Consider the following 12,663-nt stretch of genomic DNA (forward strand, 5'->3'; position numbering starts at 1 on the left):
TTGAAAATGCTCATGTTCTAACAATCTTATAGATAAGATCTTGATGGAACCGAGTAACTTGTCGATGCAAGTCACTCGCTTTTGCTCATAAATTAGGGCTTAGACCTAGCCAGATTAAGCACTAAGAGCTAACAGCCATGAGCTAAGAGTAAGACTCATTGATTGACGTAACAAACAGAGAAAGGGACAGACAATCGCTCAAACTCTTTGAGCCAGCGCCACTGGTTGTCTTGCAGCTTATCTCCTGGGCCTTTGACTTCAATCCAATGAAACCCTTCGTCTTTGAACGCAATCAAATCGGGCATCCCGGTTCTAAATAGCTTTAAGTCACTCAATAACACTTTGAAGAATTCGATAATCAAGGCGCTAGGAATAGCTTCCATACTGTGTTCGATGAGTACTTTAGGGAAATGATTCCAATGAACAAAGGGATTGGCGATGCCTTGCTTTTCATCGTAAATATCGAGCAAATGGTTCAGCCCATGTTTGGATATCGTCTGAAAAACAGCTTCAACTTGCTCGGCTCGCTTGTCTACAAAGTCTGAGTGATACAAGTCCAATGGCCGATGTTGGTAACGATTGATAAAAGCACCTTCGACATCAGAGAAAATTACATCCCAGAAAGCCAAACCGAACAAACCACACAGAAAGCTGTTTTCGGAAAAGTAGACATCCCAACCTTGGCTTTCAAAATGTTGTTTTACCGCGAGCTCGACTCGCGTTTGGCTGAGATCCAATTCTAGTTTTATCTGCGCGCAACTTGGCTTTGAAGGGCGAGGGACCTTGTGGCCCTGTTTCCGTAATAACCTCTGTTCAAGCTTAACCGCGACCTCAAGCTCTGACACATCCGATGGAGTAGCTTGCATTTGCGTGACAATGTCACACATTAAGTTTAATTCATCTTGCTTCCCATAGAGGCGCGCAAGTCGCTCTCTGCTCGGAGGAAGTGCAGATTGCTTGAACCAAAAAACAGCTTGGTCATTTTGGTTGAGCCTTTCTAGGTCACGTGCGAGGTCATTGATCAATCGCGATCGTTTTCTAGCAATGCTTCTGTGTTCTGATTCTGCTGGTATCGACTGTAAAAGTTGCTCAAGAAACTCACCGTCTTTGCGGTCTCCTTCTGAATACAAGCGTTGAATATCGCGTATCTGGAGCAATTGATTGAGTTGATCTCTGGAAGTGAAGAAGCGGCGCTGCTTGCTTAATGGATAGTTCTCGAAGGTGTTGAGTCCAAGGTCACTTAACACGAACTGGCTTAGGTCTTGGTAAGTATTGGCGAAGAAGAGAATCAGCAATACATCAATTACTTCGGATTCGACCACGTAAATACAGTCGAAGGGTAGAGTTTGGAACTGATCAAAAGCTTGTGGTTCAAGGAACGCTAACAGTTGGTCTTTTTTAGCAGTTTTGTTGTTCTTAAGAGACGGGAATACATATAGCAGTTCAGGCTTGGTGAGCAGGTGCAATCCAAGTTCGATCTGAGTGATTTCCAAGTCATGTTTGTTAGTAGGGTGACTTAACGTAATGAAGCCAGAGGTGTTTAACTCTCGTAGTGCACTATTTAAATCAGGAATCTCAACATAGCTGAGTTTATCACTTCGAAACCAGCAGCCCTTGCGAGAAAGCAAACGAACCATTAAACACCGACTAGCAATTGAAAGACGTTTGTATTCAGATAACCAACGGAATTCTTCGTCACTCAAAAGATCGGGGTAGAGTGTTTGAGTGTGTTCAACCAGCCGATTGAAGTTGTCGAGATAGTAAGTAGGGGAGAGCTGAAGAGTGGTTTCGGTCGTCAATGGAGAAGTCGCTTGATACAAAAAGAGCCTAACCCTAAGGTTAAGCTCTTCAGTAACAAATTCAATCTTTTCTGATGATTAAGCTTGTGATGCTTTTAGTTCAGCAACTTTAGCTTCAGAGATTGGCTTAGTGATGATTGCTAGAACAATACACACCGCCATCATAACTGCAGAGATTGTGTAAGCTAGGCCGTAACCTTCGCCGTTTGCCATAGAGAAACCAACAACTGCTGCACCGATAGCGCCGCCGATACCCCATGCCGTGTAAAGCACGCCGTAGTTAGTACCGTAGTTTTTCAGGCCGTAGAATTCAGCTGTAAGTGTTGGGAATACTGCTAGAAGCGTACCGTAACCAACAGCTGCGATAGCCGTACCAATGATTAGCGTGAATTCAGAGTTGAACGTAGCGAATAGAGCCATGTTCGCGCCTTGAAGGATGAACGCTAGAAGTAGAGTGCGTACGCCACCGATTTTATCTGCAAGCATACCCGCAGCAACACGGCCGCCTGAGTTGAATACTGCAAGGATAGACGCTAGGTAAACTGCGTTTGGCAGGTTAGCTTGAACGCTAGCAATCGTAGTGATGTTACCGATGATCATTAGGCCAACAGATGCAGCGAACGCGTACATGATCCATAGAGAGTAGAACTGAGGAGTTTTCAGCATTACTTTCCAAGTTAGGTCTTCAGTCTTCTTAACCGCTTTAGGAGCTTGGCCTGCTTTTACTTTAGGCTCAGCTGGCGTGTAATCCGCTGGTGGGTTGTTGATTGTTGCTGCTAGAGGTACTGCGATTGCAAGTACACCAACACCAAGAATCATAAAGCTAGTTTGGATACCCATGCTGTCGATTAGCGCAGAAGTTACTGGTGCTAGGTAGATAGCTGCAAGACCGAAGCCTGCTGCGATAAGACCGTTAACCATACCTTTCTTAGAAGAATGGAACCATTTCATTGCTGATGGAGAAAGACATGCGTAACCGAAGCCGATACCTGCACCTGTCATAACACCGAACGTGATGTTCAGCATCATAGGTGTTGTAGCGAAACCAGAAGCAATCATGCCTAGGCCTGTAAGCGCTGTACCTAGGATAAGGATCTTACGTGGACCCATACGGTCTTGTAGGATGCCCGCAACAAGAAGACAAACAGAGAATGTGATAGTTGCAATAGCGTAAGGAGAAGATGCTTCAGCAGCACTCCAACCAGCTTCAGTTACTAGCGCTTTGTTAAATACACTCCAAGCATACAGGATGCCAAGACAAAGGTTGATACAGAAGCCTGCTAGCAGGATACGTGTTGCTTTATCAATCTTGCTCATTTTTATTCTCAGTTTTGTCATCGGTTAGTGGAGAGCCACTTAACTAAAGACGGGTTATTGTGATTGTTTCTTCAAAATTAGTTTGCGTTTATCAACAGATGGCGCAAAAGAGCGCGGATTATAACCAATAAAAATGTGATTGGAATCTCTTTTTCCATTTTTGGTAAATTAAATTCAGTTTGTTAATGGGTTGTTTTTCATTGGTTTTCAAAATGTTTTTAACACCTTTCTATTTTGTTCATTTTCGCCCTGCCACCCAATTATTCCTGGGATTTCGAGGTGATCACTTTTTAGTAGACTCGTATTCCGTGCGGATATCACAGAGTTGCAAATAATTTTAATTAATTTCTAAGGTTAAATTTGTGTAACAAAATAAATCGAATTAGTGCTTTTTTCATATGAGACAAGGAGTAACGGAGTTCTATTAGAAATGGGATGTTAACCAATTGTTAATGGTGGTTTTTATGGGTGCTTTTGCTTACATTTTGTTCGATATGAGGGGTTGTGTTGTTGGGAAAAAGTGGGAAAATAGTACGCAAACTGAGATTCCAAAAATGAAAGGATGCGTTTCTAGTCTATTACGAGGCGAGTATTATGAAACTATTTTTAATTCTATTGATGTCGATTACTGGTGGTGTAGCAGCTGCTGATCATATTCATTCTTTCTTGTTCGGCTTCTACGTTGCGGCATTGGCTGTAGGCAGTTGTTACTGGCTTGCATTCCGCAGCACGCGTTTCCCACAGTTGGCATTAGTGCTATTGATGTGTGGCTTTTTTGCGAAGATTGCAGTGACGGTTATCGGTGTTTCTTGGGGTATCTCGAACGATATCATTCAATCGCCGTTCATTTTCTCATTGTCATACCTGTTCTTCTTAGTGGTTGTGTCTTATGTTTGGTTTGCATACCGCGATAAACTGACGATGAAAAAGCGCGCTAAACAGGTAGAAGAGTCTCGCAAACAAGCGGCAGCATAATTCGATTTGATTCTTAAAAAGCCTTCTTCGGAAGGCTTTTTTGATCCAGAGATAGTCTATATGGCTGCAGATAAAAGAAACCCCAGTATGGTGACATACTGGGGTTTCTTGTTTATTAATCCTTGATGAAGAACGTTTACTTTTTCATCATCTTAGCGAGATCGGCGAACGGGTTGTGTGTTGCTGACTGATGATCATCTAAACTCGCTTTTGCATCCACACCATAACGCTCATGATCAGTGTATTTTGAATGCTCATGATCGTGACAGTATAGGCACAGTAGCTCCCAGTTACTGCCATCTTCAGGGTTGTTTGTATGGTCGTGATCCACGTGGTGAACGGTAAGCTCTCGGAGGTTTGAGTAAACAAATTCACGCGCACATTTACCACATACCCAAGGGTACAGTTTTAGTGCTTTTTCGCGGTAGCCTTTCTCTTGGCGAGCATACGCTGCACTCGAGCCTGTGAAATCAGAAGACATTGCCAAATCCTTATCAGTTGTAATATCCCAATTTTATCACAGCTTTCTTGAGCCTGTCGGTATGTCGTTATCAAATGATGCATTGGGCTAACCAATGTTGGGCTGAAGCTGAGAGGGTACTTATCTTTTGCACAAGCGAAGTCTTAAAGCAGGTTATGTCTTTCTGGAATAAGCCATGCTTAACAGTTTGAAAATAAATCGTATTAAGGGGTTTTAACTACAGGCATGTGACCTAATATCAGTTTGTGAGACCCTATATTAATAAGGAAATATCATGTCAGAACAATACACTCCGCCAAAAGTTTGGGTTAACGATACTGCTGGTGGTAACAAGTGGGCAAACATCAATAGTCCTGAATCTGGCGCTCGCTTTGATAAAGAGCTTCCTGTTGGTGACCATGCTTTTCAATTGTATTCACTTGGCACACCTAACGGTCAAAAAGTCACTATCTTGCTGGAAGAGTTGTTAGCTGCGGGTGTTAAAGAAGCTGAATATGATGCGTACTTGATCAACATCGGTGAGGCCGATCAGTTCTCCTCTGGCTTTGTTGGAGTGAATCCAAATTCCAAAATACCAGCACTTGTCGATAAGTCTGGTGATGAAGACATCAATGTTTTCGAATCGGCATCTATCTTGATGCACTTAGCTGAAAAATTTGGTCACTTCTTACCAAAAGAAGGGGCTTCAAGAACACAAACTATTAACTGGTTGTTTTGGGCACAAGGTTCTGCCCCATTCCTAGGCGGAGGCTTTGGCCATTTCTATGCTTACGCTGATGAAAAGCAAGAGTACCCAATTAACCGCTTTGCGATGGAAGCTAAGCGTCAACTAGACGTGTTAGACAAACAACTCGCAAATAACACATTTGTGGCGGGTGAGGAGCTAAGCATCGCTGATATAGCGATTTGGCCTTGGTATGGCAACCTTGTGCTAGGCAAAATTTACGATGCAGCCGAGTTCCTACAAGTTGATTCTTACACCAACGTTGTGCGCTGGGCGAAGCAACTAGAAGCGCGCGAAGGCTTCCAACGCGGCCGAGTGGTTAACCGTTCATTTGGCGAAGAGTGGGAGCAAGTACCCGAGCGCCATTCCGCAGAAGATATCGACCGTGTTTTAAAACTACGCCCGTAGTGATTTAAAGCGATAACCGACATCAATACCACTAGAGCTTGTTTTCGATTCGTTCGAGTAACAAGCTCTAGTTTTTTCCACCTTTTCTTTCCTTTCTATATCAGCCTTTCGATAAATACCGTTACGACTCTCCTTCACACTATCATTCGCATTGCTAATTATTTTTTATATCTTTGATTATTAGAGGTTTTTATTCATCTTTATGCCTTGTTACTAAAGTGATCTCATATTTTGTTACATCTCAACGATTAATTATTTATTGAAATGTTATAACATAACAATAAGTTAATTGATGATGTATTTTAAAAAGGAAAAAGTTGTGAATAAAAAATTGGTTTCTCTAGCGGTTGGTAGCATTCTCGTTTCCCCTGTTTTTGCCGACACGTTGTCAAACCCTCAAATTGGCGTTGTTCTTGATGGTTATTATCAAGACGGTCAACGTAATAACTCGGAGCGTGATGAAGGCTTTGGTCTTGGCCATACCGAACTCAACATGTCTGCGAATATCGATGACAAGTTTTATGGCTCTTTGACTACGGTTATTGAAACTCACGATGATGAGACTGAATTACTGCTCGAAGAAGCTTTCATTGAAACACTGACGATGCCTTACGGTTTAAGTATTCGAGGTGGTCGTTTCCTATCAGACTTTGGTTACCTGAATAACCAACATATGCATACTGATAGTTTTGTTGAGCGTCCTGCTGCTTACCGCACATTCTTAGGCTCTCATTATTACGATGATGGTGTTCGTGCGAACATCGTTCTACCTACAGACCTATATGTGAAGTTCGGTATTGAAGCGCTAAGTGGTAGCAAGATGTCGTCTGTTGATGATGGCTCTGATGTTGGTGTTTACACTACAACTCTTAAGCTGGGTGACGACTTTTCAGAGTCATCAAGCTGGCAGTTTGGTTTGAGCTACTTACGAAATGAAAACGGTAAAGTACGTGAGTTTGGAGACCATGATCACGGGCACGACCATGACCACGATCATAGCCACGGCGCGGCGGTAACGGGCTCAAACTTATACGGTGCTGATTTTGTATGGAAGTGGGCTCCAAACGGTAACTACAAATACCAAAACTTCACGCTTGCAGCTGAGTACATGCTGTTGGATGGCATCGTTGATGACAAATACAAAAATGATGCGGAATCACCAGATACGCTAGCAGGCTATTATGTATCGGGTGTTTACCGATTCAGCCCAAGCTGGTCTGCTGGCCTGCGCTATGGTGAAGCGGAAAGCTATGATGGACACGCACATGGTGACCACATGCACTTTACTGCAATGAACGACAAAGAAGCGGATGCAATGATCGCTTGGGATTCATCTCATTTTGGTACAGTTAGAGCGCAATACTCTCGCGTTGAAAACCAAAGTAAAGAGACAGATAACGTATTTACCCTTCAGTATGTGATGACCTTTGGGGCGCACGGTGCTCATGCATTCTAGGAAACTCCGACTTACAATGGCAACGGGTGTTGCCATTGTATCCTCATCGATAATTGTATCTTCGCCTGCGATGGCGTTGAACATCTTCGTGTGTGAGCCTGAGTGGCAAGCACTTATCCATAGCCATGCTCCTGACGCTAAGATCTACTCAGCCACCACTGCGAAGCAAGATCCTCACTATGTGCAAGCTCGACCTTCACTGATTGCCAAAATGCGACAGGCTGATATGGCGATGTGTTCTGGCTCAGAACTGGAAGTAGGCTGGCTGCCAATGTTGCAAGTACGTAGCGGTAACCCTGCAGTGCAAGATAGTGCGTCAACCATGTTATACGCGAGCGATATGGTAGGTATGCTTGATACCCATGCCCATGTCGATCGAAGCATGGGAGATATCCACGCTCACGGAAACCCACATGTTCAGTTTGCTGCTGAGTATATGATTCCTATCTCGAGAGAAGTCACCAAGCGTTTACAACTGGTTGATCCTGACAATGCACATATCTACATGCGGAATGGTATGAAGTTTCGTGCCAACTGGCGTAATAAATTGGCAGAGTGGGAAACGAAAGCAGAGCCGTTACAAGGTAAAAAAGTGGTCGGGTATCATGCTACATATCGTTACCTCTTTGACTGGTTAGATATGGCGCAAATTGCTGATTTAGAACCTAAGCCTGGGATATCACCGACTACCTCACATTTACAGTCATTGACCAAATTGGATCCAGCTTCGTTTGATGCGATTGTGTATTCATCACACCAAGACCAGCGGCCTGCTAATTGGCTTAACCAGCAAATCAACAAGCCTACTATACAGCTACCATTGACGGTTGCAGAAGGTCAGAGCCTTGATCAAATGTACGATCAACTCATTGATGAGTTGCTGAGAACGCTCGTTAACCCAGACACATCAACGAGATCGTAATGTTGATTGAATATGGCTGGCTGGTACCTGCGGTATTGTGTGGATTAATTGCATTAGTCGGGAACATCGTGCTTGGGGAGCAAGTCCTCAAGCGCCAGATCATCTTTATTGATCTAGCTGTCGCGCAAGTGGCTGCCCTTGGCGCTGCCTTGAGTCAGTATTGGTTGAGCCGATATGCACTGTTTAGCGGCTCTTGGTTTGCAGAGATGATTGGCCCGTGGGCCATGTCATTGTTGCTATGCGGATTAATTGCGTTAATGGAAAAGCGTTACAAACAACACTTAGAACCAATGATAGGAAGTTTGTTTGTGGTATCGGCTTCATTAGCGATTCTATTGGTCAGCAAAGATCCTCATGGCGCCGATTTTATTCAAGGCATTCTCAACGGGCAGCTGTTGTGGTCTACCTGGGATGACGTTTGGCCATTGGCAATAATCACAACCGCGATGTTGGTGTTGATTAGCGTAAAGCCTGAATTTATGCAGGGTAGTGGTTTTTATCTTATCTTCGCTATATTGATGCCGATCACCGTAAAGCTGACTGGGATCTATTTGGAGTTTTCGTTACTGGTGATTCCTGCGTTATGTGCAGCTGCGTATAAAGGCGTTCGCTTCTTTATTGCGAGTATTGGGATTGGCACTATCGGTATTTTAACAGGCTTAGCGATGTCGGCTTATTACGATTTGCCAAGTGGCGCCAGCATTGTCATTACGCTGTTTTTGGTGGGGGTGATGTTTAATATTGTGATGAAGTTGATTAGAAGCACTTGTACTGATAGTTCGACACGAGCTTGTGGTTAGGAAAAGGCCTCTAAGGTTTAACTTGGAGGCAACGAACCTGAGGTTAAAAAGGTCATGGCGCTTTCGCTATTTAGAACTGATAGCGATGGCATATTATATTTAGATTTAGCTATTAAAGGCGGTTTAGGTATAAAATCGCGACATCATAATTCTAAAGGATGGTGCCATGTACCACGGTCATATCTATTTCCCTCTGCGCTTTGCAGAGCAGGCAGAAACACTGCGTCAGAAAATTCTATCGGAACGCAAAGATGTGCTAGAGACTTTCCCATTAATACAGCGTTTGGTTGGCCCACATAAGATGCCAATGTTCGAGATTCACTTTGCAAACAAAGAGTCGGGTATTGTTGAATGGCTTGAGCAAGAACGCGGTGATATGTCGGTGTTGATTCACCCTGTGACTGGCGGTGAAGAAACTTTGGATCACACAGTAAGAGCGACATGGCTTGGTCGTGAGCTAGGTGTATTCGAAGAGACACTGAGTAGCTAATTTAATTCGCGCCCGACAGTGTGTACCTAATATTTGTACTTAGTAACTTAGTAACTTAGTAACTTAGTAACTTAGTAACTTAGTAACTTAGTAATTTAGGTGCTGTCGGGTGTGTCGGTGCACACCTCGTTTTGCTCATTGTCTTCTTGCCTAAATAACTAGCTTCTCCAGCTATTCCCCAGTAACAGTGATACCGCTACCGACACACCTAATGCGATCAATATATTAGGTAAGTACAGCCCCCAAATCGCGACACAAACCGCCACCGTTACCACAGCCCACAATAGTGTTTCTAAAATCCAAGTGCCCATAAAATAACTCCTAACTAGATTGTGCGATTAGCATAACCAAGCAAGGGTAAACTTTTGGTCACCATCCAATAACCATTTAGAAAATTGCTATAGCATGACTTTGACGATGAACTCATTGTTGTAAACTTGATGAGTAAACTGCCAACCTTGGTTCTGACAAACGCGATCAATGAGCTCTAGGCCGATACCAAAAGAGGTTTGTTGTTCAGAGTCGTTTGCTAGGTTTTCATCTTCCAAACGATTGGTTACCTCAAACTGATGTTCTGTCAGTGTGATTCTGATATCTCCGCTACCACCGTGTTGGAATGCATTTCGGACCAAGTTGGTGAGCACAACCTCTGTTAACTCACGGGGAAGGGAGTGTTCGCCTTGGTCGACCTTGGTGTGGATCTCTACTTCTTTGTTTTTGAGAAGGTAACGTTGGCTTTCGATGATGTTGTTGAGCAGGGGAGTCAGCTTGATTTGCTCATAGTTGGTTTCGATCTCGTTATTGCGGCTCATCCACAGCAGCGTTGTTACCAAGGCTTTCATGTTGGTGGCCGAACGTTGGATTCGCGCTACCGCTCGTTGGCCACTGTTAGGGATAGTTTCAGACAACCGAACCAGCATATCGCCACTGGCTGAAATAGTAGCAATCGGTGTTCTTAACTCGTGGCTTGCTGCTCTTAAGAAAAAGCTCTCACGTTCATTAGCCTGACGCTCACCTTGTACGCTTTTAACCAGTTGAGAAGCTAACTGGTCGATTTCTTTATACCGAAACTGAGCAAGCCCTTCTGTGTCGTCCACGTCCATAGATTCAGACCATTTTGATAGCGTAATAATCGGTTTGGTGACTCGATGTATCAGTAGGCGAATGATCAAAAATACCAAGAGTAAAAGGGCACCTATGGCGATAAAAGCATTGTTTATTTGATCGACTGAATCAGGTGGGTTCAGCTCGAATAGATTCAAGTAGATGGCCTCGTCGTATTCAGAAATGATGTATAACGCTTCGTCGCTACCTGATATCGGATGCTTGGCTGCATAGAGGTATTGGCCTGAATCATTGTTAGCTGATTGCTCGTAGTGTTCATAAATTGCATCGTTATCAAACGCTTTCCAATCAAAGGTTTGTTGAAACTTAACGGGCAGATCTGAATAACTTAGAAAGGCTTGGAATGTTGGGTTTTGGTAGTCTGGCAGTTGCCCGGTTTCGATGTATTGCTGCTCTGCCACTTCCAGCTCATATAAGAATCCATATTTTGCCGATTCATTGAGACCGATGTGATAGCTCTGAGACACCATTAAGCTGTAAATGGCTGTGAGTAATACGACGATGCCAAATAAGTAGAGGTAGATATCACGCTTGATACTGACTCGATTCATGTCCGCGTGTTTCATGATGGTTCCTCATGCAAGACAACACCAATGCCATGAACCGTGTGAATTAGTTTTGAGTCAAAGGGCGCATCAACCACTTGTCGAAGCTTAAACAGGTGCGCTTTCATGCTATCAGAGCTTGGCATTTCGTCTTCCCAGGCTTCTTCAAGCTTGGCTTTACTCACCACGTTAGGGCTGTTTCGCACTAACATCACGAGCATTCGCCAACATACCGGAGAGAGCTTCAATAGCTTGCCGTCTCTAATGGCTTGATGCTTGTCTAAGTTCAGTTTGAGGTCTGCCACAGACAATGACGTAACGGAGCCTTGAGCGCGGCGCACTAGTGCCATCAACCGTACTTTGAGTTCTTCCATCGCAAAAGGCTTCACTAGATAGTCATCCGAACCGACCTCGAACCCCGCGATCTTGTCTTCTAACGTGTCTCTTGCGGTCAACATGAGAATCGGAGTGGTCACGCCTTGCTTCCTAAGAGATTGGCAGACATCAAGCCCATCCATCTTGGGCATGTTGATGTCCGTTAAGATGATGTCATAACGCCCCTCTAAAGCGAGATTTAGACCCGCGCTGCCATTGTAAGCAAAATCGAATTCGAAACCGTCGAGTTCCATATAGTCTGCAATGGCTTCTGCCAAGTCGCTGTCGTCTTCAATCAACAGGGCGTTAATACTCATAAGTGTCCTTACTTTGTTTCTCGTTCTCTTTTCCAAGCCCAGATAGGCGGCTGAATAAGAAGCTGTAGTCGGTAGTTCCAATTTGGCGCGTGCCATAACTGTTGGCACAGTTTAACGTAGCCATGGAAATATACCTTAAATGGGTTCACAGAGTTGATTCTTGGGAACACACCGTATCTGACTTCTTCCTCTTCTTTGGCGAAAGTACCGAACATCTTGTCCCAAATAATGAAGATGCCAGCATAGTTCTTATCAAGATACTGCTTGTTGGTTGCGTGATGCACTCGGTGGTGTGAAGGCGTATTAAACACCGCTTCAACAGGGCGAGGTAGTCGTTTAACGGTTTCAGTGTGCAGCAGTGTTTGAAACAGTTGAACAAAGGTTTCACACATCAGAACCACAAACGGATTGAAACCAAGCAGAATCAACGGCAAGTGAAAGAAGAACGGGAAGAACCAATCCAAAGGCCCAAAGCGGTAAGCGACCGAGATATTAAAGTAAAGCGAGCTATGGTGAACAGAGTGCGTTCCCCAAGCTAAACCGTTGCTGTGCAAGAATCTGTGTTCCCAGTAGTAAGCGAGATCGGCCAAGATCAAGCAACCAAGAATTGTCCAACCGGATATTGGCAGTTGAGTTAGGCTGAAGTTCTCGTAGGCGTAAACAAACGCACCAACATAAGCTAACCCGACGAAGAAAAGGATAATCAACAAGAAGAACAAAGTGACTAAGTTAGTCGCACTGTCTCCCAACATATTCCAGCTGAGCTTTTTCTTAAAGGCATAGCGGATAAGCTCAAAGATAAACAGAGCCAGAGCAAGCAGTAGAAAGTTGTCGTCGACCCAAGTCTCGGTAAGGATGATGCTTGTTTCTGTGAATGTTTGAGAGAGAAAGCTCCCAATGCTATCCAAAGTGAAATCCATAACTAAATC

The 12,663-nt window shown here is 44.0% G+C and carries 13 protein-coding genes; 6 read left to right on the plus strand and 7 right to left on the minus strand.

Annotated features, from left to right (window positions below):
* Positions 1–155: 155 nt before the first annotated feature.
* Positions 156–1,820: a VRR-NUC domain-containing protein gene (locus ACED45_RS12920; protein ID WP_371714195.1), complete on the minus strand. Its 1,665-nt coding sequence runs from the start codon at positions 1,818–1,820 to the stop codon at positions 156–158.
* 57 nt (positions 1,821–1,877) lie between these two features.
* Positions 1,878–3,116 carry an L-lactate MFS transporter gene (locus ACED45_RS12925; protein ID WP_061017387.1) on the minus strand — a complete coding sequence of 413 codons (1,239 nt, stop codon included), beginning with the start codon at positions 3,114–3,116 and terminating at the stop codon, positions 1,878–1,880.
* 594 nt (positions 3,117–3,710) lie between these two features.
* Between ACED45_RS12925 and ACED45_RS12930 the strand changes: the two genes are divergently transcribed.
* Positions 3,711–4,091: an NADH:ubiquinone oxidoreductase gene (locus ACED45_RS12930; RefSeq protein WP_146490125.1), complete on the plus strand. Its 381-nt coding sequence runs from the start codon at positions 3,711–3,713 to the stop codon at positions 4,089–4,091.
* Between the two features lie 136 nt (positions 4,092–4,227).
* On the opposite strand, the gene ACED45_RS12935 is transcribed toward ACED45_RS12930, so the two are convergent.
* Positions 4,228–4,572: a YajD family HNH nuclease gene (locus ACED45_RS12935; RefSeq protein WP_017060876.1), complete on the minus strand. Its 345-nt coding sequence runs from the start codon at positions 4,570–4,572 to the stop codon at positions 4,228–4,230.
* Positions 4,573–4,846: 274 nt separating this feature from the next.
* Between ACED45_RS12935 and yghU the strand changes: the two genes are divergently transcribed.
* From yghU to ACED45_RS12960, 5 genes are all read left to right on the plus strand, one after another.
* Positions 4,847–5,704, plus strand: a complete 858-nt coding sequence (yghU, locus tag ACED45_RS12940; protein WP_371714196.1) for a glutathione-dependent disulfide-bond oxidoreductase — start codon at positions 4,847–4,849, stop codon at positions 5,702–5,704.
* Between the two features lie 319 nt (positions 5,705–6,023).
* Positions 6,024–7,160 carry a hypothetical protein gene (locus ACED45_RS12945; RefSeq protein WP_102479061.1) on the plus strand — a complete coding sequence of 379 codons (1,137 nt, stop codon included), beginning with the start codon at positions 6,024–6,026 and terminating at the stop codon, positions 7,158–7,160.
* 16 nt (positions 7,161–7,176) lie between these two features.
* Positions 7,177–8,082, plus strand: coding sequence for a metal ABC transporter solute-binding protein, Zn/Mn family (locus ACED45_RS12950; RefSeq protein ID WP_371714197.1), 906 nt, complete (start codon positions 7,177–7,179; stop codon positions 8,080–8,082).
* 2 nt (positions 8,083–8,084) lie between these two features.
* Positions 8,085–8,882: a metal ABC transporter permease gene (locus tag ACED45_RS12955; RefSeq protein WP_371714205.1), complete on the plus strand. Its 798-nt coding sequence runs from the start codon at positions 8,085–8,087 to the stop codon at positions 8,880–8,882.
* Between the two features lie 166 nt (positions 8,883–9,048).
* Complete coding sequence (locus ACED45_RS12960) at positions 9,049–9,372, plus strand: DOPA 4,5-dioxygenase family protein (RefSeq protein ID WP_017085490.1); 324 nt, start codon at positions 9,049–9,051, stop codon at positions 9,370–9,372.
* 158 nt (positions 9,373–9,530) lie between these two features.
* On the opposite strand, the gene ACED45_RS12965 is transcribed toward ACED45_RS12960, so the two are convergent.
* The 4 genes from ACED45_RS12965 to ACED45_RS12980 form a co-directional block, all read right to left on the minus strand.
* The gene (locus ACED45_RS12965; protein WP_009844874.1) at positions 9,531–9,683 is read right to left on the minus strand and encodes a hypothetical protein; all 153 of its coding nucleotides are present in this window, start codon (positions 9,681–9,683) and stop codon (positions 9,531–9,533) included.
* An 87-nt stretch (positions 9,684–9,770) separates the two neighbouring features.
* On the minus strand, positions 9,771–11,063 hold the full coding sequence (locus tag ACED45_RS12970) for a sensor histidine kinase (RefSeq protein WP_102495442.1): 1,293 nt from the start codon (positions 11,061–11,063) through the stop codon (positions 9,771–9,773).
* Positions 11,060–11,734, minus strand: coding sequence for a response regulator transcription factor (locus tag ACED45_RS12975; RefSeq protein ID WP_102495441.1), 675 nt, complete (start codon positions 11,732–11,734; stop codon positions 11,060–11,062). The genes ACED45_RS12970 and ACED45_RS12975 overlap by 4 nt, the downstream gene beginning before the upstream one ends.
* Positions 11,735–11,742: 8 nt before the next feature.
* Positions 11,743–12,654: a sterol desaturase family protein gene (locus ACED45_RS12980; RefSeq protein ID WP_371714198.1), complete on the minus strand. Its 912-nt coding sequence runs from the start codon at positions 12,652–12,654 to the stop codon at positions 11,743–11,745.
* Between the last annotated feature and the right edge of the window lie 9 nt (positions 12,655–12,663).

Origin of the sequence: Vibrio crassostreae, assembly GCF_041439375.1 — a bacterium.
Lineage (GTDB): Bacteria > Pseudomonadota > Gammaproteobacteria > Enterobacterales > Vibrionaceae > Vibrio > Vibrio crassostreae_D.

Bases quoted from the DNA above. Each gene is read 5' to 3' on its own strand.
- ACED45_RS12975 (WP_102495441.1), bottom strand. From the start codon at position 11,734: ATGAGTATTAACGCCCTGTTGATTGAAGACGACAGCGACTTGGCAGAA.
- ACED45_RS12965 (WP_009844874.1), bottom strand. From the start codon at position 9,683: ATGGGCACTTGGATTTTAGAAACACTATTGTGGGCTGTGGTAACGGTG.
- ACED45_RS12950 (WP_371714197.1), top strand. From the start codon at position 7,177: ATGGCAACGGGTGTTGCCATTGTATCCTCATCGATAATTGTATCTTCG.
- ACED45_RS12930 (WP_146490125.1), top strand. From the start codon at position 3,711: ATGAAACTATTTTTAATTCTATTGATGTCGATTACTGGTGGTGTAGCA.
- yghU (WP_371714196.1), top strand. From the start codon at position 4,847: ATGTCAGAACAATACACTCCGCCAAAAGTTTGGGTTAACGATACTGCT.
- ACED45_RS12960 (WP_017085490.1), top strand. From the start codon at position 9,049: ATGTACCACGGTCATATCTATTTCCCTCTGCGCTTTGCAGAGCAGGCA.
- ACED45_RS12970 (WP_102495442.1), bottom strand. From the start codon at position 11,063: ATGAAACACGCGGACATGAATCGAGTCAGTATCAAGCGTGATATCTAC.
- ACED45_RS12980 (WP_371714198.1), bottom strand. From the start codon at position 12,654: ATGGATTTCACTTTGGATAGCATTGGGAGCTTTCTCTCTCAAACATTC.
- ACED45_RS12935 (WP_017060876.1), bottom strand. From the start codon at position 4,572: ATGTCTTCTGATTTCACAGGCTCGAGTGCAGCGTATGCTCGCCAAGAG.
- ACED45_RS12925 (WP_061017387.1), bottom strand. From the start codon at position 3,116: ATGAGCAAGATTGATAAAGCAACACGTATCCTGCTAGCAGGCTTCTGT.